Below are 18,872 nucleotides of genomic sequence, written 5' to 3'. Positions count from 1 at the left end.
TACATTATGACTTTTATGAATATATGTGCTCAATTATTACACTTTTATCTTTAACGAAGCAGAGCTTCGGGGAATATATCCCATAGAGATTCAATCTGCGGCAAGGATGTCGATCTCATCGTTGCGGGCAACGCGCTGCGGCGGCTCGCTTCGGGCATGTCGGCGCACGGCGCGCACGCCTGCGAGGTGTTCATCGCGCTGAAAGCGGCGGGCGACGGCTCCGCGCCGATTCCGATCAAGTGCCCCGAAAAGGCGTGGGCGGTCGCTGGGGCGCTCGGCCTCGACGCCGATGGCAAGAGCGTCGAACAGATCTGCGTGGAGATCGCCGACCGCTTCATCGATGACTTGCAGCGCGCGCTGCCGAAGCATCACGACACGCTCTTTGCGCTCGCGCCGAAAGAGCGCTCCGAACTTTGGCAGAGGCTCGGCATCATTCCGATCAGCGCCTATCACGAGTGTTTCGAGTCGAACAACCTCACCAGCCACGGCACCGACTCCGATTTCGAGAGCCACATGCAGGCGTTCCTGCGCACGGTGCTCGCCTACGCCTACACCACCGTGGTCTCAACGTCGCTCGCCACCGACATTGTTTACGGTCTGCCCCGGCGCTCGAAGCTCAACGTCAACCTCGGCAGCATCCGCAAGGATAACTGCATCAACATCGGCATCAACGGCCACGCGCCGATGGTCGCTTTCGCCATCTGCGACATTGTCGGTACGCCGAAGATCATGGAGAAGGTAAAAGCGGTCGGCGCGGAGGACATCCGCCTCTACGGCATGTGCTGCACCGGCGGCGAGTTCGTCGAGCGTGACCTCGGCATTCCGCTCGTCGCCATGGCCTCCTCCGCCGAAATGGCCGTCGCCACCGGTGCGTTCGAGGCGATTGTGGTCGATCAGCAGGATGTGCTGCCCGGCATGATGCCGGTCGCCCGCCGCTTTCACACCAAGGTGATCACCACCTCGCCCTCAGGCCGCAAGGAGGGGGCGATCGTGCTCGAACTCGACTACTATCTCAAAAACCTCGACCGCATTTACGAGCTTGCCGAAGAGATTCTCGACATCGCCATCGAAAACTACCGCAACCGCGACAGCGAAAAAATCCATATCCCCGACATCCGCGCGAAGGTGGAGTTGGGCTTCAGCGTCGAGGAGATCGCACGGCTGTTCGACGGTTCGATGCCCGAAAAAAAGATTCACGGTCTTGCCCGGTTGCTGGAGGAGGGGAAGATTCGCGGTATCGTGAACTTCGGTTCCTGCGGCAACATTCGCGGCGCGGTGTTCGAGCGCAACCAGGTTATCATCGCCCGCCAGCTCATCAAGAACGACGTGCTCGTGACGGCTCATGGTTGTTCGGGCATGGGGCTGCTTTTTGCCGGTCTGGCGCATCCCGACGCCTCGAAGCTGTGCGGCCCCGGACTTCGCGAGCTGGTCGAAGCGTTGCAGATTCCGCCGGTGCTGCACGTCGGCGCGTGCACCGACAGCACGCGGGCCAGCCAGGTGATGGCCTACACGGCCAACGCGGCGGGCCAGCCCAATCCGGCGATGCCCTTCGCGATGGTGGCCGCCGATCCCGCCGCCGAAAAGACGATGGGCGCGCGCTACGCCTTCATCCTCAACGGCATCGAAACCTACTCGTGCGTGCAGGACAACACGCTCGCCTCTGATCGTTTTATCGACTACGTCAGCAACCGGCTGCGCAGGATGGTCGGCGCGGCGATGAACTGGAATCCCGATCCCTACCAGACCTCCGAAGACATTCTGCGGATGCTCGACCGCAAGCGCGAAGCTCTCGGCTGGCCGGTCAGCGACTATGTGATTGGCACGAAAGAGGAGATCGAGGAGACGATTCCCGATACGGTCGAAATCGGCAAATCGTGCTGCATGAACGGTTGACAGGGGAGTGTTATAACTTCACCCATAAAAAATGTTAAACAATTGCCCTGGACTTTAGTCCGGGGTATGCAAACAAAGCAAAGTAAATAAGGGCTTTAGCCCAATTTCTTTTATTGTAGCCAGAGTAATATGTCACTTGACAACTCATGCGAACCGGATGAACTACGCCAGCACTGGGACGCAAAATATCACGCCGCTCCATTTGAGCGCCTGAGCTGGTATCAAAGCCACCCGCAGGAGTCGCTGCGCCTCGTCGAGGCGACCGGCATCGCCCGCGACGCGCCGGTGATCGACGCGGGCGGTGGCGCATCGATCCTTGCCGAAACGCTGCTGAATCTCGGCTATACGGACGTCACGGTTGTGGACTGTTCCCAAGCGGCACTCGACGAAGCTCGCGAGCGGTTGGGCGCGTCAGCCTCGCCCGTATCCTGGGTGCAAGGCGACATTCGCTCGTTCCGGTCGGCGAAAAAATTCAGGCTGTGGCATGATCGGGCGGTGTTTCACTTCATGACGAGCGAGGATGATCGCCGCCGCTATCTGGCAAGCCTCGACGCCTGCCTCGCCGCCGATGGCGCGGCGATCATCGGCACCTTCGCCCTGGACGGCCCGGAACGGTGCAGCGGTCTCGCCGTGCAGCGCTACAATGCGGAGCTGATTTCCGGTGTTTTCGCCCCGCGCTTCGAGCTTGTCTCAGCCTGCGACGCCCAACATCTTACCCCCGGCGGTTCCACGCAGGCGTTCGCCTGGTTCACCTTTCGGCGCAGCGGTTGACATCGCATCCGGCGGATGGTGCGGTTGATCGAGAGAGAGAATTGTGTTGCTTTGTTTTGAAAGATAGTAATCAATTACTATCTTTTCTATCAAAAGGAGAAACGCATGAAAAGAGGCATGAAAAACCTGCCTGCCGAAGAGCGGCGGCTGGTGACCATCGAGGCGGTGGTGCAGCTTGCATCTGAACGGAATCCAGAACAGATCACGACGGCGGCCATCGCCGAAAAGATGCGGCTGACGCAGGGCGCGCTGTTTCGGCATTTTCCGTCCAAAGAGGCGCTGTGGGAGGCGGTGATGCAGTGGGTGGAGCAAAACCTGATGAGCGCCGTCGATCAGGCTGTTGCCGGAGAGTCTGCCGTGGCCGATCTGGAGCGGATGTTCACGGCGCACATCGGATTCGTCTCGCGCCATCCCGGTGTGCCGCGGATGCTGTTCGCCGAGTTGCAGCGGTCTGAGGACACGCCTGCCAAAAAGGTGGCAAGGGTGCTGCTCCAGCGCTACGCGAAGCGGGTCGGCGCACTGCTTGAAAAGGGGATTGGCGAGGGGAGTATCGACCCCGACCTCGACGTGCAGGCCGCGTCGGGCATGTTTATCGGCCTCGTGCAGGGGCTGGTGATGCAGTCGCTGCTCAGTGGGAGTCAGAACCGTATGCAAGACGAAGCGCCGAAGGTGCTGAGGCTTTATCTGAAAGGAATCGCAAAAGAGTGAGATGATGATGAAAAAGATTGATAGAAAAGTATGGGGAGTGGCGGCGGTGCTGGCGCCGCTCGTTATCGTGTTCGTGTTTGTGGTTGTGCGCTCCGGGCCGTTGTCGCCCGTGGAGGTGACGGTCGCCAGGGTCGAAAGCCGTTCGATCCAACCCGCGTTGCAGGGCATCGGCGTCGTCGAGGCGCGATACGTCCACAAGCTTGGCCCGACCGCTCCCGGACGGGTGGCGCGAGTGCTGGTCGATGTGGGCGATATGGTTCGGCAAGGCGATGTGGTGTGCGAAATGGATCCGGTCGATCTGGAGCAGCAGGAGCTGGCGCAGCAGTCGCTGGCGGGCGAGGCGGCAAGTTCGGTCGCCAAAGCGCGGGCGGCGCTTGACGAAGCCCGAGCGCGGCGCACCTTTGCCGCCGCGCAGGAGAAGCGCTACGCAGCTCTGCTGAAGGCGGGCGCGGTGAGTGCGGAGACCGTGGAGCTGAACGTCCGGGAGGCGGCGACTGCCCGCTCGGCCTGCGCGGCGGCGAAGGCGGCGCTGGAGGCGGCCCGCCAGCAGTCGGCGGCGCAAGCCTCGCGCTTCCGTGCGTTGCTTGAACAGCGCGAGCACCTGCGCCTTGTCGCGCCCACGGACGGGCTGGTGACGGTTCGCGCCGCCGAAGAGGGGAGCAGCGTCGTGGCTGGCCAGACGCTCATCGAGATCGTCGATCCTTCGGAGATATGGGTTTCAGCGCGCTTCGACCAGCATCAGGCGACCGGCCTCGCTGCGGGTCTCGATGCTTCGGTCACGCTGCGCTCCCGCTCCGGCGGGGCGCTGGCGGGCGCGGTGCTTCGAATCGAGCCTGTCGCCGATCCGGTGACCGAGGAGCTGCTGGCCAGGATCGAATTCCGCACGCTGCCGCGCCCTTTGCCGCCGCTGGGAGAGCTGGCCGAGGTCGTCGTCAGCCAGCAGCCGTTGCCGAAAACGCCCGTCGTGCCATCCGCCGCGATCCATCGTCAAAAAGAAAAAACCGGCGTCTGGCTGGTTGACGGCTCGCGGCTGCGCTTCCGTGAAGTCACGCTCGGGCGCATGAGCCGCGACGGCTTCGTGCAGGTCACGGACGGTCTCGAAGGGGGCGAGCGAATCGTGGTTTACAGCATGGCTCCGCTCAGCGACGGCACGCGCATCACCATCCGCAAACATCTTCAGGCGGGAGGCAAGTCATGATAAGCCTGGCAGGAAAGGATATTCTGCACGGATGGGGGCGCTTCATCCTCACCGCCGCGGGGCTGGGACTGTTGATCGGCGTCACGCTCAGCATGGCGGGGATTTACCGGGGCATGGTCGATGACGCCAACGTGCTGCTCGATAACAGCGGCGCTGATCTCTGGGTGGTGCAGCAGGGTACTATCGGGCCGTGGGCCGAGCCTTCGACCATCCCGGACGATCTGTACCGGAGCGTTTTGTCGATCGACGGCGTGGAGCGGGCCTCCAACGTGGTCTATCTCACCATGCAGGTGCGCCACGGCGAGCGCGGCATCCGGGCGATGGTGACCGGCGTCGCGCCCGGACGGCGGCAGAGCGACCCCGGTCAGCCGCGCTTCCTCGTTGCCGGGCGCACGATGACCGCCGGGCACTACGAGGCGATTGCCGACGTGTCGAGTGGCCTCGACGTCGGCGACCTCGTCACCATTCGCCGCAACCGCTACCGCGTGGTTGGTCTCACCCGGCGCATGGTCTCGTCCAGCGGCGACCCGATGATCTTTATTCCGCTCCGCGACGCGCAACAGGCGCAGTCCCTCAAGGACAGTGACGCCATCGTGCAGCAGCGCCACCGTCGTGAAGGCAATCCCGCCTTCAACCCTCCCGGCGTGCCGGGGCTGCTCGACGCCGTCAACGCCGACGATGCAAGCAGCAGCGCGGTCAATGCAGTGCTGGTGCGGCTCAAGCCCGGCGCTTCGCCGGAGCTGGCCGGGTCGGCAATCGAACGGTGGCTTCGCCTTGAGGCGTATGGCCGCGCGGAGATGCAGTCGATTCTCGTCGAGAAGCTGATTGCTACCTCCGCCCGCCAGATCGCGATGTTTCTGGTGATTCTGTCGGTGGTCAGCGCGGCGATCGTGGCCTTCATCATCTACACCATGACGATGTCCAAAATCCGCGAAATCGCCGTGCTGAAGCTGCTTGGCACCCGAAACCGCGTGATCGCCTCCATGATTTTGCAGCAGGCGCTCGGCCTCGGCCTGATCGGCTTTGTGGTCGGCAAGATCGCGGCCACGCTCTGGGCGCCCTTTTTCCCGAAATATGTGCTGCTCATCCCCGGCGACGCCGCGCGAGGTTTTTTGCTGGTGATGGCGATCTGCGTCGTGGCGAGCCTGTTGGCGATTCGCGCCGCGCTGATGGTCGATCCGGCTGAAGCGATAGGAGGATAGGATGGAACGAACAGGCATTGCAATCGAACAACTCACCAAGCGGTACGGCTCCGGCCAGACCGCCGTCGATGCGCTCAAGGGGGTCGATCTGTCGGTCGAGCCGGGCGAAGTGGTGGGGCTGGTCGGCCCCTCCGGCTCCGGCAAGAGCACGCTGCTCAAGTGCCTCGGCGCGGTCATCGAGCCGTCGTCAGGCGTGATGAAGATCGGCGGCTCGCCGATTTACGACAACCGCTGGCTCGCTGGCGATTTGCGGGCGCTGCGCCGCGACAAGATCGGCTTTGTCTTTCAGGCTCCGTACCTGATTCCGTTTCTCGACGTGATCGATAACGTCGCGCTCTTGCCGATGCTGGCCGGTGAGCGCAACGGCGCGTCGAGGGAGCGGGCGCTGGCGGTGCTCGAAGCGCTCGACGTGGCCCACCGCGCCCGCGCCATGCCCTCGCAGCTTTCGGGCGGCGAGCAGCAGCGCGTGGCCATTGCGCGGGCGCTGGTCAACCGGCCTCCGGTGGTGCTTGCCGACGAGCCGACCGCACCGCTCGACAGCAAGCGCGCGCTCGGCGTTATCGGGCTGCTCAACGACATGGCCCGCCAGTACGAAACCGCCGTCATCGTCGTCACGCACGACGAAAAAATCATCCCCACCTTCAAGCGAATCTACCACATCCGCGATGGCCGCACCCACGAGGAGGCGGGGGAGGGGAAAGCACTTTACGAAACAGCAGATTATTGCTCCGGCCATTAAAGGCGTCAAACAATTGCCCCGGACTTCAGTCCGGGGTTTATGGATAACACAAAATAAATCAGGGCTTTAGCCCAACTTCTTCTTTTTGGGATGATTGCGATTTATTGTTGCCGGAGTAATAATGATGATGATGATGATGCAACGATTGAGACGAAACGTGAGGATGATTGCGCTGCTTTCCGGCTCGCTTGCCGCCGCAGGCTGCTCGGCGGGGCCGGATTTCCAGCGCCCCGATCCGCCGGTGATGAACCACTACCGCCCGGCGTCCGGCGAGCTGTCGCAAGCGGCAAGCGGCGCGATTGCCGAGCGGTGGTGGGAATCGTTCGGCTCACCCGAACTCGACGCGCTGGTAGCCGAAGCGTTGCGCAACAGCCCGACGCTACAGGCGGCCAAAGCGACCCTTCGCACGGCCAGCGCTCGCCGGGATGCACAGGCCGGTTCAATCCGATTGCCGAAGCTCGATGCCGGGGCGGGCGCGAGTCGGCAGGGGACGAACCTGGTCGCGATGGGCCAGGAGTCCGACGAGCGCACCTTCAACCTGTTCGACAGCTTCCTCTCGGCGGGCTACACGCTTGACCTTTCCGGAGCCAACAAACGGCGGCTCGAAGCGCTCGCCGCCACCGCAGAACAGAAACGCCACCAGCTCGACGCGGCGAAGCTGTCGCTCGCCTCGTCTGTCACGACGACGGCCATCAAGCTTGCCGAACTCAACGACCGCCTGGAAAGCATGGAGCGGCGGCTCGAACTGCTGAAGCAAAAAATGGAGATCGAAGCGGCGCGTCTTCAACTGGGCGGTTCATCGCGCTACGAACTCCTGCGGGTTCAGCGAGAAGTGGCCTCGCTCCGGGCGGAAGCCGCCACGCTGAAGCAGCAGCGGGACGAAACCGCCTCGCAGTTCCGGTTGCTGTGTGGACGTGAACCGGCGCAAGGCAAGCTTCCGGCGTTTTCCATCGCCGACTTCCGGCTGCCCGAACAGCTCCCGATGCGCGTGCCGTCGGAGCTGGTGCGCCAGCGGCCGGACATGCTCGCCTCGGAAGCGATGATGCGGGCGGCCAACGCCGAGTACGGGGTAAAGGTCGCCGAATCGTATCCCCGGATCACGCTCGACGCCTCGCTCGGCTCGCAGGCGCTTACGCTCACGAGCCTCTTCGGCGGCGGCTCGCTGCTTTGGAGCGTTGGCGGCTCGATCGCCCACACGCTCTTCGACGGCGGGCACGATGCGGAGAACAAAGCCGCCATCGCTGAATTCGACCTCGCGGCAGCCAACTATCGCCAGACCGTGCTGGAGGCGCTGAAGGAGGTCGCCGACCGGCTTGCCGCCATCGAAGCCGACAGCCGCGAGCTCTCGGCGTGGCTGGATGCCGACACGCTGCTCGCAGAGCAGTACGCCATCATCGTCTCAAAGCACCGGCTCGGAGCGGCCTCGACGCTGGAACTTCTTGACGTTTCGCTTGAAAAAGAGGTGAGCTCATCGGCGCTCCTCACCGGTCGCTCCAGGCGTCTTGCCGACGCAGCTCTCCTGTTTCAGGCACTGGGCGGGTGAGTGAGGAAATACTGGTCGCGATCATCGTTACCTCAGCGCAGGGAACCAGTTGGCGAGGTTGTCGCGCTCGCCCCAGTAAAGATGCAGGTAAGAGGCGATGGTGTTGCCGACGCGGAAGAGTTTCGCTTCGACCGGCTGGTCGCGGGCGTTGCGGATTTCGGCGATGGTTTCGATTTCGCCCTGCCGCGTAATTCGCGAGTAGTGGAATTCGTGGCCGCGCAGCTCCACGCCCTCCGCGCCCGCCGGATACACCTTGCGGTAGCCGAGGGTGAGGCGGGCCTCCTGCATGGTGGTGTCGAGGTCGAGCGCGCCGCACATCGGGTGGGTCGTGCCGTCGGCGAGCGTGAGCGATTGGCCGAGGTACATCAGGCCGCCGCACTCGGCGTATGTCGCGCCTCCGCTCCGGCACCACGCGGCGATGGCGCGGCGCATCGAGGCGTTCGCCGCAAGCGCTTGGGCGTGAAGCTCCGGGTAGCCTCCGGCGAGGTAGAGCAGGTCGGCCTGGGGAAGCCTCTCATCGTGCAGCGGGCTGAAGAAGCGCACCTCGCCGTACCGCGCGAGCGCCTCTATGTTGGCTTGGTAGATGAAGTTGAACGCTTCGTCCCGCGCCACGGCGATTACTTTGTCCGATTGTCTCGCTGTCGCCTGAACCGCATCGACTTCCGGCAGCTCGATTGCCGCCACTTCGAGCAGCCGCTCGATGTTCACCGTTTTTTCGATGTGGTCGGCCATCGCGTCGATGATGCCCTGCCGGTCGTACTCCGCCGAGGTGTTGAGGCCGAGGTGGCGCTCGCTGATCGTAATGTCGCTGTTGCGCGGCAGATAGCCGAGCGGCTCCACGCCCGCGTCATGCGCGGCGGCTTCGAGGTAGCGGTAGTGCGAGGCGCTGCCGACGCGGTTGAAGATGACGCCCGCGACGTTGACCGAGGGGTCGAAATTTTTGAAGCCGTAGAGCATCGGCGCGGCGGAGTAGGCCATTTTCGAGCCGTCGATCACCATGATGACCGGAAGCCCAAGCAGCGCGGCGACTTCGGCGCTGCTGCCGTCCGATTTTTCGGCGCCGTCGAACAGACCCATCACCCCCTCGACCACCGAAATCTCCGCCGTCGAGGCGTGGCGGGCGAAGAGCGAACGGACGTGCTGCTTCGAGGCCATGAAGGTGTCGAGATTCAGCCCCGGTCGCGCCGTTTCCCCCGTCGAAGCGGCCATTGCGTGGAGCATCGTGTCGAGGTAGTCCGGCCCACATTTGAAGGGCTGGACGGCGAGGCCGCGCCGCGCCAACAGGCGCAAGAGGCCGAGGGTGATCGTCGTTTTGCCGGAGCCGCTCGACGGCGCGGCGATGAGGAAGCCCCGGCTCTCGTGTGTCGCGTTACTTTTCATGGCTCTCGATCAGCTTTTTCATTCCGGCGATCCCTTCGAGGATGCGCGGGCCGGGGCGCAGGTAGAGGCGGTTGTCGAACTTGTCATAGACCCGGTTGTTGCGCACGGCGCTGATGCCCTGCCATCCAGGCCGTTTCTTGAGGTTGTCGGCGGCGGGTGTTTCGTTGGCCATGTACATGCAGGCGATGATCTCCGGGTTTTCGCGGATGACCCATTCTGGCGAAACCTCGAAGTATTCCTTCTCGACTGCGTCGCCGATGTTGCGCCCGCCCGCGTAGCCGATCAGCCGCGACACGAAGCTTTTGTTGCCGCCCGTCCAGAGCGGATCGTTCCATATCTCAAGGTACATCGAGGGTTTGCGCGTTTTCGCGGCGGCCTCTGTGCGATAGTTCGCCAGCCCCTGCTCGATCACCGAGGCGAGGCTGTCGGCCTGCCTGGCGTGGCCGGTGAGCGCGCCGAGCTTGCGGAGGGCCTGGGGCAACTCTTCGGGATCCTGGCAGCGGATGTGCTCGCGGCGCAGATGCATTTCGGCCATTTTTTTCGCCGCCTGTTCGTCGGCCAGATCGACGTCGAGCACCAGGTCGGGAGTCATCGAGGCGAGCACTTCGAGCGACGGGCGTCCGAAGGAGCCGACCACAGGCACCTTTTCAGCTTCGGCGGGCCAGTCGCAGGCGCTGGTTCTGCCGACGAGCTGGTCGCCCGCGCCGATGGCGTAGAGCATTTCGGTAAGGCTCGGCGCGAGGCTGACGATGCGCTGCGGCGTTTCGGCGGCGGCTGGCGTCGGCGTCGTCGGCGCGGGCGCGGGCTGGCGCGAGCAACCGGCGAGCGCGTACAGGCAGAGCGCGAGCAGGATGAAGAGGGGAGTCAGGCGGTTACTTTTCGAGCGAGCGGGCATAGTGTTGCAGGACAAGGTTATGGGTGAAAGCGAGCGGCATCGCGAGCGCATCGTCGAGCGCGAACCACGCCATTTCGGAGACTTCGTCGGGCTGCGACTGCAACGCGCCCGATCCGGCTCCGGCGAAGGCAAGCGCCACGGCGTGGAAGCGGTGCTCCGGGAAGATCTCCTCGAACCAGCCGACGAATGTATCCGGCACAAAGTCGAGACCGGTCTCCTCCTTCACCTCTCGCCGCACGGCGGTTTCAGCAGGCTCGAACTCCTCGACATGCCCGCCCGGCAGACACCACAACCCGTTGAAAGGATTGACGTTACGCCGTGTCAGGAGTATCGTCCGGCGATCTCCGGCGGGGTGGATGATGGCAGCGACGGTGGCTTTAGGCATGGGGATGGTGGAGGCGTTGACGATCTTGCACAGTCACAAAAAATCACCTGCAAGATAGTGCAGAGGGTTTTTCACGGCAAGTGCTTTTCGCGGGGGGCGGGGGATTGGCAAGGGGTGGATGATGGGTTTGTCATGAGGCGCTCTCATGCCCCCGTTCACGGATTTCTCGCTGAATGCCAATAAGCTCTTCAGTCGTGATGTTCAGATCGATTCCGGGAACATCCAGCGGTGAGCCGCTTCGACTCGCTGGCCTTAAGACAAAAAGCTGACCATCCTTACGGCGAATCATGACCTCACCTTCTTTCCGCGCCTTCTCCAGCACGGACGACAAGTGTTGCCGTGCTTCTGTATAAGTATATGTTTTCATCAGTTAACATCCAGAATATTGATACCCAAATGCCGGGCAGTTTGTTCCAGTCCTTGATCAATTTTGGTTACATGTTATTCTTCAATTTCGGTTAGAATTTCTTCCGTTGTCTCTGGATTTTGGCGACAGTCCAGAATACGATAAACGATGATATTCCCTTCATTGTCTTTTTTGTAATATATCGCGAAAGGAAAGGTGTGAGATAAGAGTCTGTGGAAACCAAAGAATTTCTGATGAATGCCTCCGTACAAGACTAACGAATCTATGTCCGAAAACAATGAATCAAAGAAATACTCACCGATCCACTCGCCTTGAGTATCATAAAAATTTCGGCCTCTTTGTAAGTCGTTATAAGCCGATTTGAGTATTTTTATTTTCATTGAAATTGCTTTCTGAGAAGTTCTTTTGCTTCGCTCCAGTCAATCAATTCTTCTTTACCGGATTCATACCTGCTTTCTGTCTCTGCCAAGGCGTCTTTGTGCCACGCCGGAGATTCGAATTCCGAATCTTTTGTTGTCAATTGCTTCCAGATGAATTCCATTACCTTGATTTTTTCAACTCGAGGTAGTTTATCAATGGTTTGCAATAAATTCATGATTTAGACGATTGATTATGATTTAAAAATGGTTTAAATCTCGAATACTTGGCCAAAAGTTTAGCTCGCATAGCAAATTGATCCATTTCTTTGTCTCTACTTTTCAAGTGTTTTAAGCAGTTCAGTATTTTTTTTGAAGCTTTCGTTACTCATTTTGTTAATGTCACTTTCAGAAATCCCAATCAGATCAAAAAAAGAACTTACTGAATTAACTAAATTTTTTATTATATCCATCAGTCGGCGTGTTTCATTGGTGGATAGACTATCTAAATGATTGCATTGAGATTTGTTGTCGTTGTGGGCAAGGCATTTATCTCGATGTTCTTTAATAAGGTTTATTAAGTCTATGTTTTTTATTAAACTCTCTTCATAGGTACTTATCGCTACTTTTAATTTTTCTGTTTTTTCAAATATATGGTAGTTTTTTGAAATTGTCGATACCATGACTGGGATTGAATTTGGCTGATTTCTTTTTGGCTCATCAAACAACTTGGCTAAAGTTAGAAAGAATGAATCGGTAATGTCTTTTTTTTGGGAATAAAATGTTTCGCCAAGTAATTTTCTGCGTTTATTGATTTTGTCGTCACAGCCAGAAGTGGTTACATGTACTAGCGTTTCATTATCAATTTTAACCCCGTCAATTAGAAGCACGAGTCTAAAATTATCCAGCTCCAACCTAACCAGTTCAAAGTAAGCTTCGATAATTTTCGACAACTGACTTTTTATTTTATTAGATACAGCCTCTTTCATTAAAAAAAATACCTTGTATTTGATTAAAGCCCGCGTAAAATGCCTTTAATTACTGCCCAAGTAAATCATAAGCAAAATCCAACAATTCCCCGCGACAAAAAAGTCTGAGGCCGCCCTGCTTTGAATGAGCGTTCGCGCCCGAAATCGACAATCCTCGCCAGTAAAAAATCCACCTCAAGACCCTAACGGGATACTTTTACCGTTCGTCCGTCGTTGTTTAAATCGAAGTATATCAAAGAAATCCGTTCCATCCGATGAACCTTCATACCAAAACCTGGGTACAGCGGTTGCCTGTGCCGATAGATGTAGCGTGGGACTTTTTTTCGCAGCCGGACAATCTTGCCCGGATCACGCCGCCGGAGATGTTTTTGCGGGTCGATGGCGGGAGCACCGGAAAGCCGATTTCCGAAGGGATGCAACTGAGCTACACGCTCTATCCCTTCATGATGATTCCCGTGCGGTGGACGACCGAAATCATGCGGGTCTCGCGGCCCGACTTTTTCGAGGATCGCCAGCTCGAAGGGCCGTACGAGCTGTGGCATCACACGCACCGGTTTCGCGAAATCGAAGGCGGCACGGAGATGACCGACATCGTGGAGTACGCGCTGCCGTTCGACATGCTTGGTGAGGTGGTCGAGGCGCTGATTGTCGGGCGGCGGCTCGACGAGGTGTTCGAGTACCGGCGGCGCAAGGTTGCGGAGATTCTGGGAGCGTTTTGAGTTGGGGGGAGAATGTCGTCCGCTCCCCGTTGTGTGTCAAGTTAAAAATGACGGTGATTCGTCATCGCGAGTCCCGACAAGTCGGGACGTGGCGATCCATCTTTTCATGCTTTCGCTTATTCCGCATGGATTGCCGCGTCGCTCTGCTCCTCGCAATGACGGAAAATTCCGGTAGTTCAAACTGTCGATCGAAATGATGCAATCACAATCCCTGCTGTCTAATCTTCTGCTTTTTGCGGGTGGGTTGGCGGTGTTTCTCTTGGGGATGAAGTCGCTCAATGCGGGGCTTCGCAAGGCTTCGAGCGGCAAGATTGCCGGGTGGTTGGCCACGATCACCGGCAACCCGCTCTCGGCGCTGCTCTCCGGTGCGGTGGCTACCGTGGCCGTGCAGTCGAGCAGCATGGTGATGCTCACGCTCATCGGGCTGGTGCAGTCGCGGATTCTCACCTTTTCGCAGTCGCTCGGCGTGGTGCTCGGCGCGGAGATCGGCACCACCACGATGGCCCAGCTCATCGCTTTTTCGCCGGGCGAGCTGGGCTTGCCGATGTTCGCGGTCGGCTTTTTCCTCTCGCTTGTTCGTCGCAAGCGTGGCGTGGCGCTGTTCGGCGAGGTGCTTGCCGGGCTTGGTTTGCTGTTTTTCGGCCTCAAACTGATGGGGATGGCGGTCGCGCCGCTCCGCAGCAGCGCGGCGTTTCTCTCGATTCTCACCACCTTGCAAAATCCCATTCTCTGCGTCATCGCGGGCGCGCTCATGACCGCTATCATTCAAAGCAGCGGGGCGTTCATCGCGATCGTCATCACCATGGCCCAGCAGGGGACGATCACCCTTGAAATCGCCGTGCCACTGATGTTCGGGGCCAATGTCGGCACCTGCATCACGGCGGCAATCGGCAGCGCCGGAAGCATGCGCGCAGCGCGTCGGGTGTTTCTGGCGCAACTTATTTTTAACCTGGCTTACGTCGTTGTTTTCGTCATCTTCCTGTCGCCCTATCTCGACCTGATCCGCTTGATCTCGCCGTCCGATGCAGCGGGTGGGCTGCCTCGCCAGATCGCTAATGCGCACACGGTTTCGAACGTCTTCATGGCTATCGTCTTTCTGCCATTCCTGCCGCTGTACGGGCGTTTTCTTACCAGGATTCTGCCCGACGATCCCGAAGAGATTGGGCGCATTCCGGCGGTGTGGCATCTGAAGGACTCCGCCCTGGCCACGCCGGAGGTGGCGGTCGGGCTGGCGCGGCAGGAGATTTCGCGCATGAACAAGATTCTCGGACGCATGTCGCGGGCTTTGCCGGAGCCGTTCCTCGGCGGCGGGCCGGGGCGCGACCTCATCTACTCGCGGCTGCCGGTCTCCGAAGGGCTTTTGATGCGCGAGGAGAAGCTCGATTTTCTGGAGAAGAAGGTGACTGCCTACCTGATTCGCGTCATGCAGGAGGCGGTTGCCGAGCCGCTCATCCGGGAGGCGGCGGCGCTGATGGCGCTGGCGAAGGAGATCGAGGCGGCGGGCGACGTGGTCGAAACCCTGCTTGCCGACTTTCCCGCCGGAGGGTTCGATAACGGGCTGACCAGCGAGGGCAAGCGGGAGATCGCGCAGCTTCACGAAGAGGTGTGCCGCGAGATCGCGGCCATGAGCCTGGCCATCGAGGAGATGAGCTTCCGCAGGGCGCTGGCGGTGCTCGACGAGGGCAAGAACTTCAACCACCTTTTGCTCGAACTCGGTTTTTCGCACATGCGGCGCATCAAAAACCGCCCGGAGTCGGAGCGGACGCACGACCTGCACATGGAGCTGCTCCGGGCGCTCGAAGCGCTGCACCACCAGACGATGTCGATGGCTCGCACCATCATCCGGGCCGCCGATGGCAAGGGGTGAGTCGCTTGCAATTGAGCGGGAAAATCGTAAATTGCGCCCGCAAAGATGATTGTTCTTTCACATGATTAGCTGGTGCCGGCTTCAAAGCCGGAGAATAGGGAAGTACGTGAGATTCGTACACTGTACCCGCAACTGTACAACGGAAAGCTGCCGCAAGCAGGCATGGCCACATGCCTCGATGCTCGCAGTCGCTGTGTGTCACTGCTCGAAGTCCTCCACGGACGGGGCGGGAAGGCCGCAGCGGTTCAGCCGTTAAAGTCAGGAGACCTGCCAGTTACTCTTTGCTCAGAAACAAGACTACGGGTTAATAGTCAGGCAAAGCGCTTCCGGTACCACCGAATGTTCAGCATCGTTTTCCAATGCGTCGCCCGATTACGCCAATGGCGTGAATCCCGCACTTCCGCACTTTCAAGCATTGTCGAACCATCGAGCTGTTCCGACGGGAACCGGGTCAGTCCTTTTCCTCAACCCCTGTCTGTTGATTTTTTTCAATTCAACACAGGACAACACCATGAACAAACGAACGCTCGCCATCGTTATGGCGGCAATGCTCGCCAGCCCCACGCTCCACGCCGAAGAGGCCGGTTCGGATTATGTCGGTCAGGAGATCGTCGTCTCGGCCACCAAAACGCTCAACTCGGTCGCCGACGCCGGCGGCAGCTCGATTACCGTCATTACCGCCGAAGAGATTCAGGATTCCGGGCAGACAAGCGTCGAAGAGGTAATGAAGGGAGTACCCGGACTCGATATTGTTTCCAGCGGCGGTCTCGGTTCTAAATCTTACATCAATATCAGGGGCGGAGATTCGCAATATACTCTTGTGCTGATTGACGGAGTGCCAGCCAATGACCCGTCAGAACCCTCGATGTCTCCTAACCTTTCAAATCTTACGGTTGACAATATCGATCGTATCGAGATCGTCCGCGGCCCGGCGAGCATGCTTTACGGCTCAGGTGCTTCAGCAGGCGTAATCAACATCATCACGAAGAAAGGAACCGGTAAACCATCAGCGTATGCCGGAATCGAAGGCGGTGCCTATAACTCTTATCGATATTACGGTGGGGCAAGTGGCAAACAGGGCGTGATCGATTATTCCGTTAGCGCATCACGTACCAAAACAGATGGATTTTCAGCCGCTGATGAACGGAATCCCTGTATCAATCCCTCCGATAAAAGCTTCGAGAAGGATGGATATGAGAACACCACGCTGTCCGGAAATTTCGGCCTGAAGTTCAGCAAGAATGTTTCACTCGATACGACCATCAGATATATCGATGCCGAATATGACTATGACAGCTCAGGGGCGGATGTTACCGGCAACAGCCAGGCATCCACGCAGTTCAATGGCAGGGTTGCGCTGAAGCTCGATTACCAACCGCTTGTAAGCACGGTTTACTACAATGTGAACGACCAAGAGCGGAAATATTACAGTTCTGGCGTACTTGGCAATACCTACAAGGGATACCTTTATGAAATCGGTTGGCAGGGCGATTATGCTCTTACCGACAACAACACGGTCAGCGTTGGGATCAACTCTCGTGAAGAGAGCATGGATAGCACCGGCTCCCTTGCCGTGGACAAGCGGATGGGTTCAAATGGCGTTTTCGTCGAGGATCAGTGGCGAATTGGCGGCCTGAAGCTCGTTCAGGGGCTTCGTTACGAGGATAACGAAAAATTTGGCGGCAAGACTACTTGGCGTGTCGCTCCCTCCTATACCATCGGGAACACCGTTTTCAAATGCAGTTATGCCACCGGATTCAGGGCACCTTCGCTTTTCGAATTATACGCACCGATCTATGGAAACTCAGAGTTGAAGGCGGAGTCGAGCAAGGGGTGGGATGCGGGCATCGAGCAGAAGTTTGCCGACAACCTGAAGTTGGGTGCAACATGGTTCAGGACTGATTATGAAGACCGTATCAGTTATGATCCTATTACCTACGTATCGATTCAGATTCCGGGCACGACGAAAACCTATGGTCTGGAAAGCTTTGCCGAATGGCGTCCCTCAAAGGCGGTGTTTCTTTCCATGAACTACACCTATACCTATACAAAAGACCCCGATGGGGAGCAGCTCGAACGCCGTCCACGGAACAAGGTCGGGGTCGCTGCAACGTGGAAAGCCTCCGGCAAGCTGAAGCTGAATACCAATATGCAGTGGGTCGGATCGCGTCGGAATGACGGCGCGAAGAATGAAGATTGCGTCGTGACCGGCAAGCTCGACAGCTATTTCCTGGCCAATATTTCCGCGTCGTACAAGTTGAATCCGAATGTCGAGCTGTATGGACGTATCGACAACCTGTTCGACGAGTATTATGAAGAGGCGTGGAGCTACGCCACGCCGGGCAGGTCGGCGTATGCGGGCGTGAAGATTACGTTGTGAAACCGCTAATCCATTGCCAATCATGAAAAAAATAGTCATGACCCTGCTGCTCCTGCTTTTTGCGGGAGCGGCGGGGCGGGCGGAGGGGCGCGTCGTCAGCCAGTCGCCCTACATTACTGAAACGTTACGTTCTCTCGGTCTCGAAAACCGGATCGCAGGCGTGAGCCGGTATGACGACATCGACCTGCCGAAGACCGGCGGCGTGATCGATCCCGATCCGGCGGCCATCGCGGCGCTGCATCCCGATTATCTCTTCGTCTCGGACTGGGGCGGCCCGGATCTCTGCAAGCGGGTGACGCCGCCGGGCGCGAAGTGCGTCGTGCTGCACGGCTTCAAAAGCATGGCGGAGATTGGCGGAAACATCCGCGCCATCTGCGACGCGCTCGGCATCGAGGGCGGCGAGCGCAGGGCCGAGGCGTTCGAGCGGCAGTGGCGCGAGGCCGCCGCGGAGGTCAACGGCGGCGGACGGCGGGCGCTGATTCTGTCGAGCTGCGAGGGCAACCCGTTCTCGTTCGGCGTCAATACGTATCTCCACGAGCTTTTCACGGCGGCGGGATTCCAGGTTGTCGAGGAGTATCCCGGCATCCGCCATGTTGCGCCGACGGAGCTGATCGGCACTGTCTGGGAGCTGGTCGAGGAGAAGAAGCCGGAGATCGTGTTCGTGCTCCAGAAAGATGGCTACGAATGCCCCGTGCGGATTCCCGAAGGCAACTACCGAATCGTGCGGCTCAATGGCCCGCATTTTGTATCGCCATCGCCAAAAATTCTTGAAGGACTCGCCGATTTAAAGTGGCAGTTCGGCAGTCGCAATCAGAAAAATGAATCGAAATGACCATCAATGCTGATGAGCGTGACGCGCTCTATAAAGTAATATACAGTCGCCGCGATGTGCGTGGGCAGTTCCTCGCCGACCCGGTGCCGGAGGAGGTGCTTCGCCGGGTGCTCGACGCGGCGCATCACGCGCCGAGCGTGGGCTTCATGCAGCCGTGGGACTTCGTGGTCGTGCGCGACTTCGAGGTGCGCAAGCAGATCAAGGCGGGCTTTGAGACGGCCCACGCTGAGGCGGCGGCGAAGTTCGACGGGGAGCGCCGGGAGCGCTATCTCGGCTTCAAGCTCGAAGGGATTCTCGAAGCGCCGGTCGGCGTCTGCGTCACCTGCGACCGCACCCGCAGCGGCGAGGTGGTGATCGGGCGGACGGCCAATCCCGAAATGGATTTGTACAGCTCGGTCTGCGCGGTGCAGAATCTGTGGCTGGCCGCACGGGCGGAGAATCTCGGCGTCGGCTGGGTGAGCATCATCCATCACGACAGCGTGCGCCAGGCGCTCGGCATCCCGGAGCACATCGTGCCGGTGGCGTGGCTCTGCATCGGTTACGTGAGCTTTTTCCACGAGACGCCGGAGCTGGAGCAGGCGGGCTGGCTGCCGCGCCTCGTGCTCGACGATCTCGTCCATCAGGAGCAGTGGTGAAAAATATGGCAAC

At 59.3% G+C, this 18,872-nt stretch carries 19 protein-coding genes and 1 riboswitch; of the genes, 12 read left to right on the top strand and 7 right to left on the bottom strand.

Annotation, left to right across the window (positions count from 1 at the left end):
* Positions 1-75 precede the first annotated feature (75 nt).
* The 7 genes from EST62_RS03545 to EST62_RS03515 all read left to right on the top strand — a co-directional run bounded on the left by EST62_RS03545 (position 76) and on the right by EST62_RS03515 (position 8,054).
* On the top strand, positions 76-1,893 hold the full coding sequence (locus tag EST62_RS03545) for a carbon monoxide dehydrogenase (protein ID WP_371414671.1): 1,818 nt from the start codon (positions 76-78) through the stop codon (positions 1,891-1,893).
* A 129-nt stretch (positions 1,894-2,022) separates the two neighbouring features.
* Entirely contained in the window at positions 2,023-2,664 is a 642-nt protein-coding gene (locus EST62_RS03540; RefSeq protein WP_129050735.1) for a trans-aconitate 2-methyltransferase, read from the top strand.
* A 105-nt stretch (positions 2,665-2,769) separates the two neighbouring features.
* On the top strand, positions 2,770-3,372 hold the full coding sequence (locus tag EST62_RS03535) for a TetR/AcrR family transcriptional regulator (RefSeq protein WP_129050734.1): 603 nt from the start codon (positions 2,770-2,772) through the stop codon (positions 3,370-3,372).
* A gap of 7 nt (positions 3,373-3,379) precedes the next feature.
* Positions 3,380-4,570 (top strand): efflux RND transporter periplasmic adaptor subunit, encoded by a 1,191-nt coding sequence (locus EST62_RS03530; RefSeq protein ID WP_129050733.1) that lies wholly within the window; start codon positions 3,380-3,382, stop codon positions 4,568-4,570.
* Positions 4,567-5,772, top strand: a complete 1,206-nt coding sequence (locus tag EST62_RS03525) for an ABC transporter permease (protein WP_129050732.1) — start codon at positions 4,567-4,569, stop codon at positions 5,770-5,772. Before EST62_RS03530 ends, EST62_RS03525 begins: the two co-directional genes overlap by 4 nt.
* A 1-nt stretch (position 5,773) precedes the next feature.
* On the top strand, positions 5,774-6,511 hold the full coding sequence (locus tag EST62_RS03520; RefSeq protein ID WP_129050731.1) for an ABC transporter ATP-binding protein: 738 nt from the start codon (positions 5,774-5,776) through the stop codon (positions 6,509-6,511).
* A 163-nt stretch (positions 6,512-6,674) separates the two neighbouring features.
* On the top strand, positions 6,675-8,054 hold the full coding sequence (locus EST62_RS03515; protein ID WP_245153451.1) for an efflux transporter outer membrane subunit: 1,380 nt from the start codon (positions 6,675-6,677) through the stop codon (positions 8,052-8,054).
* A 27-nt stretch (positions 8,055-8,081) separates the two neighbouring features.
* On the opposite strand, the gene EST62_RS03510 is transcribed toward EST62_RS03515, so the two are convergent.
* The 7 genes from EST62_RS03510 to EST62_RS03480 all read right to left on the bottom strand — a co-directional run bounded on the left by EST62_RS03510 (position 8,082) and on the right by EST62_RS03480 (position 12,426).
* The gene (locus tag EST62_RS03510; RefSeq protein WP_129050729.1) at positions 8,082-9,434 is read right to left on the bottom strand and encodes a cobyrinate a,c-diamide synthase; all 1,353 of its coding nucleotides are present in this window, start codon (positions 9,432-9,434) and stop codon (positions 8,082-8,084) included.
* Positions 9,424-10,329, bottom strand: coding sequence for a cobalamin-binding protein (locus EST62_RS03505; RefSeq protein WP_129050728.1), 906 nt, complete (start codon positions 10,327-10,329; stop codon positions 9,424-9,426). Before EST62_RS03505 ends, EST62_RS03510 begins: the two co-directional genes overlap by 11 nt.
* On the bottom strand, positions 10,307-10,714 hold the full coding sequence (locus EST62_RS03500) for an NUDIX hydrolase (RefSeq protein WP_167599154.1): 408 nt from the start codon (positions 10,712-10,714) through the stop codon (positions 10,307-10,309). Before EST62_RS03500 ends, EST62_RS03505 begins: the two co-directional genes overlap by 23 nt.
* Positions 10,715-10,844: 130 nt before the next feature.
* Positions 10,845-11,081, bottom strand: a complete 237-nt coding sequence (locus EST62_RS03495) for a type II toxin-antitoxin system Phd/YefM family antitoxin (RefSeq protein ID WP_069809255.1) — start codon at positions 11,079-11,081, stop codon at positions 10,845-10,847.
* Between the two features lie 74 nt (positions 11,082-11,155).
* Entirely contained in the window at positions 11,156-11,461 is a 306-nt protein-coding gene (locus EST62_RS03490; protein WP_129050726.1) for a type II toxin-antitoxin system RelE/ParE family toxin, read from the bottom strand.
* Entirely contained in the window at positions 11,458-11,676 is a 219-nt protein-coding gene (locus tag EST62_RS03485; protein WP_129050725.1) for an addiction module protein, read from the bottom strand. Before EST62_RS03485 ends, EST62_RS03490 begins: the two co-directional genes overlap by 4 nt.
* A gap of 96 nt (positions 11,677-11,772) precedes the next feature.
* Positions 11,773-12,426, bottom strand: a complete 654-nt coding sequence (locus tag EST62_RS03480) for a hypothetical protein (protein ID WP_129050724.1) — start codon at positions 12,424-12,426, stop codon at positions 11,773-11,775.
* Positions 12,427-12,680: 254 nt separating this feature from the next.
* On the opposite strand from EST62_RS03480, the gene EST62_RS03475 reads away from it, so the two are divergent.
* The 5 genes from EST62_RS03475 (at position 12,681) to bluB (ending at position 18,859) form a co-directional block, all read left to right on the top strand.
* Positions 12,681-13,145, top strand: coding sequence for an SRPBCC family protein (locus EST62_RS03475; RefSeq protein ID WP_129050723.1), 465 nt, complete (start codon positions 12,681-12,683; stop codon positions 13,143-13,145).
* Between the two features lie 193 nt (positions 13,146-13,338).
* Positions 13,339-15,012: a Na/Pi cotransporter family protein gene (locus EST62_RS03470; RefSeq protein WP_129050722.1), complete on the top strand. Its 1,674-nt coding sequence runs from the start codon at positions 13,339-13,341 to the stop codon at positions 15,010-15,012.
* A gap of 53 nt (positions 15,013-15,065) precedes the next feature.
* Positions 15,066-15,302, top strand: a riboswitch (cobalamin riboswitch).
* A 221-nt stretch (positions 15,303-15,523) separates the two neighbouring features.
* Positions 15,524-17,392: a TonB-dependent siderophore receptor gene (locus EST62_RS03465; protein ID WP_129050721.1), complete on the top strand. Its 1,869-nt coding sequence runs from the start codon at positions 15,524-15,526 to the stop codon at positions 17,390-17,392.
* Positions 17,393-17,414: 22 nt separating this feature from the next.
* Complete coding sequence (locus tag EST62_RS03460) at positions 17,415-18,224, top strand: ABC transporter substrate-binding protein (RefSeq protein ID WP_129050720.1); 810 nt, start codon at positions 17,415-17,417, stop codon at positions 18,222-18,224.
* Entirely contained in the window at positions 18,221-18,859 is a 639-nt protein-coding gene (gene bluB / locus EST62_RS03455) for a 5,6-dimethylbenzimidazole synthase (protein WP_129050719.1), read from the top strand. Before EST62_RS03460 ends, bluB begins: the two co-directional genes overlap by 4 nt.
* The last annotated feature ends 13 nt before the right edge of the window (positions 18,860-18,872 follow it).

This window comes from Chlorobaculum sp. 24CR (assembly GCF_004118635.1).
In the GTDB taxonomy this organism is placed as follows: Bacteria; Bacteroidota; Chlorobiia; order Chlorobiales; family Chlorobiaceae; genus Chlorobaculum.
Note: the sequence above shows the minus strand (reverse complement) of the source record. Positions and strands in the feature narration are given on the sequence as shown.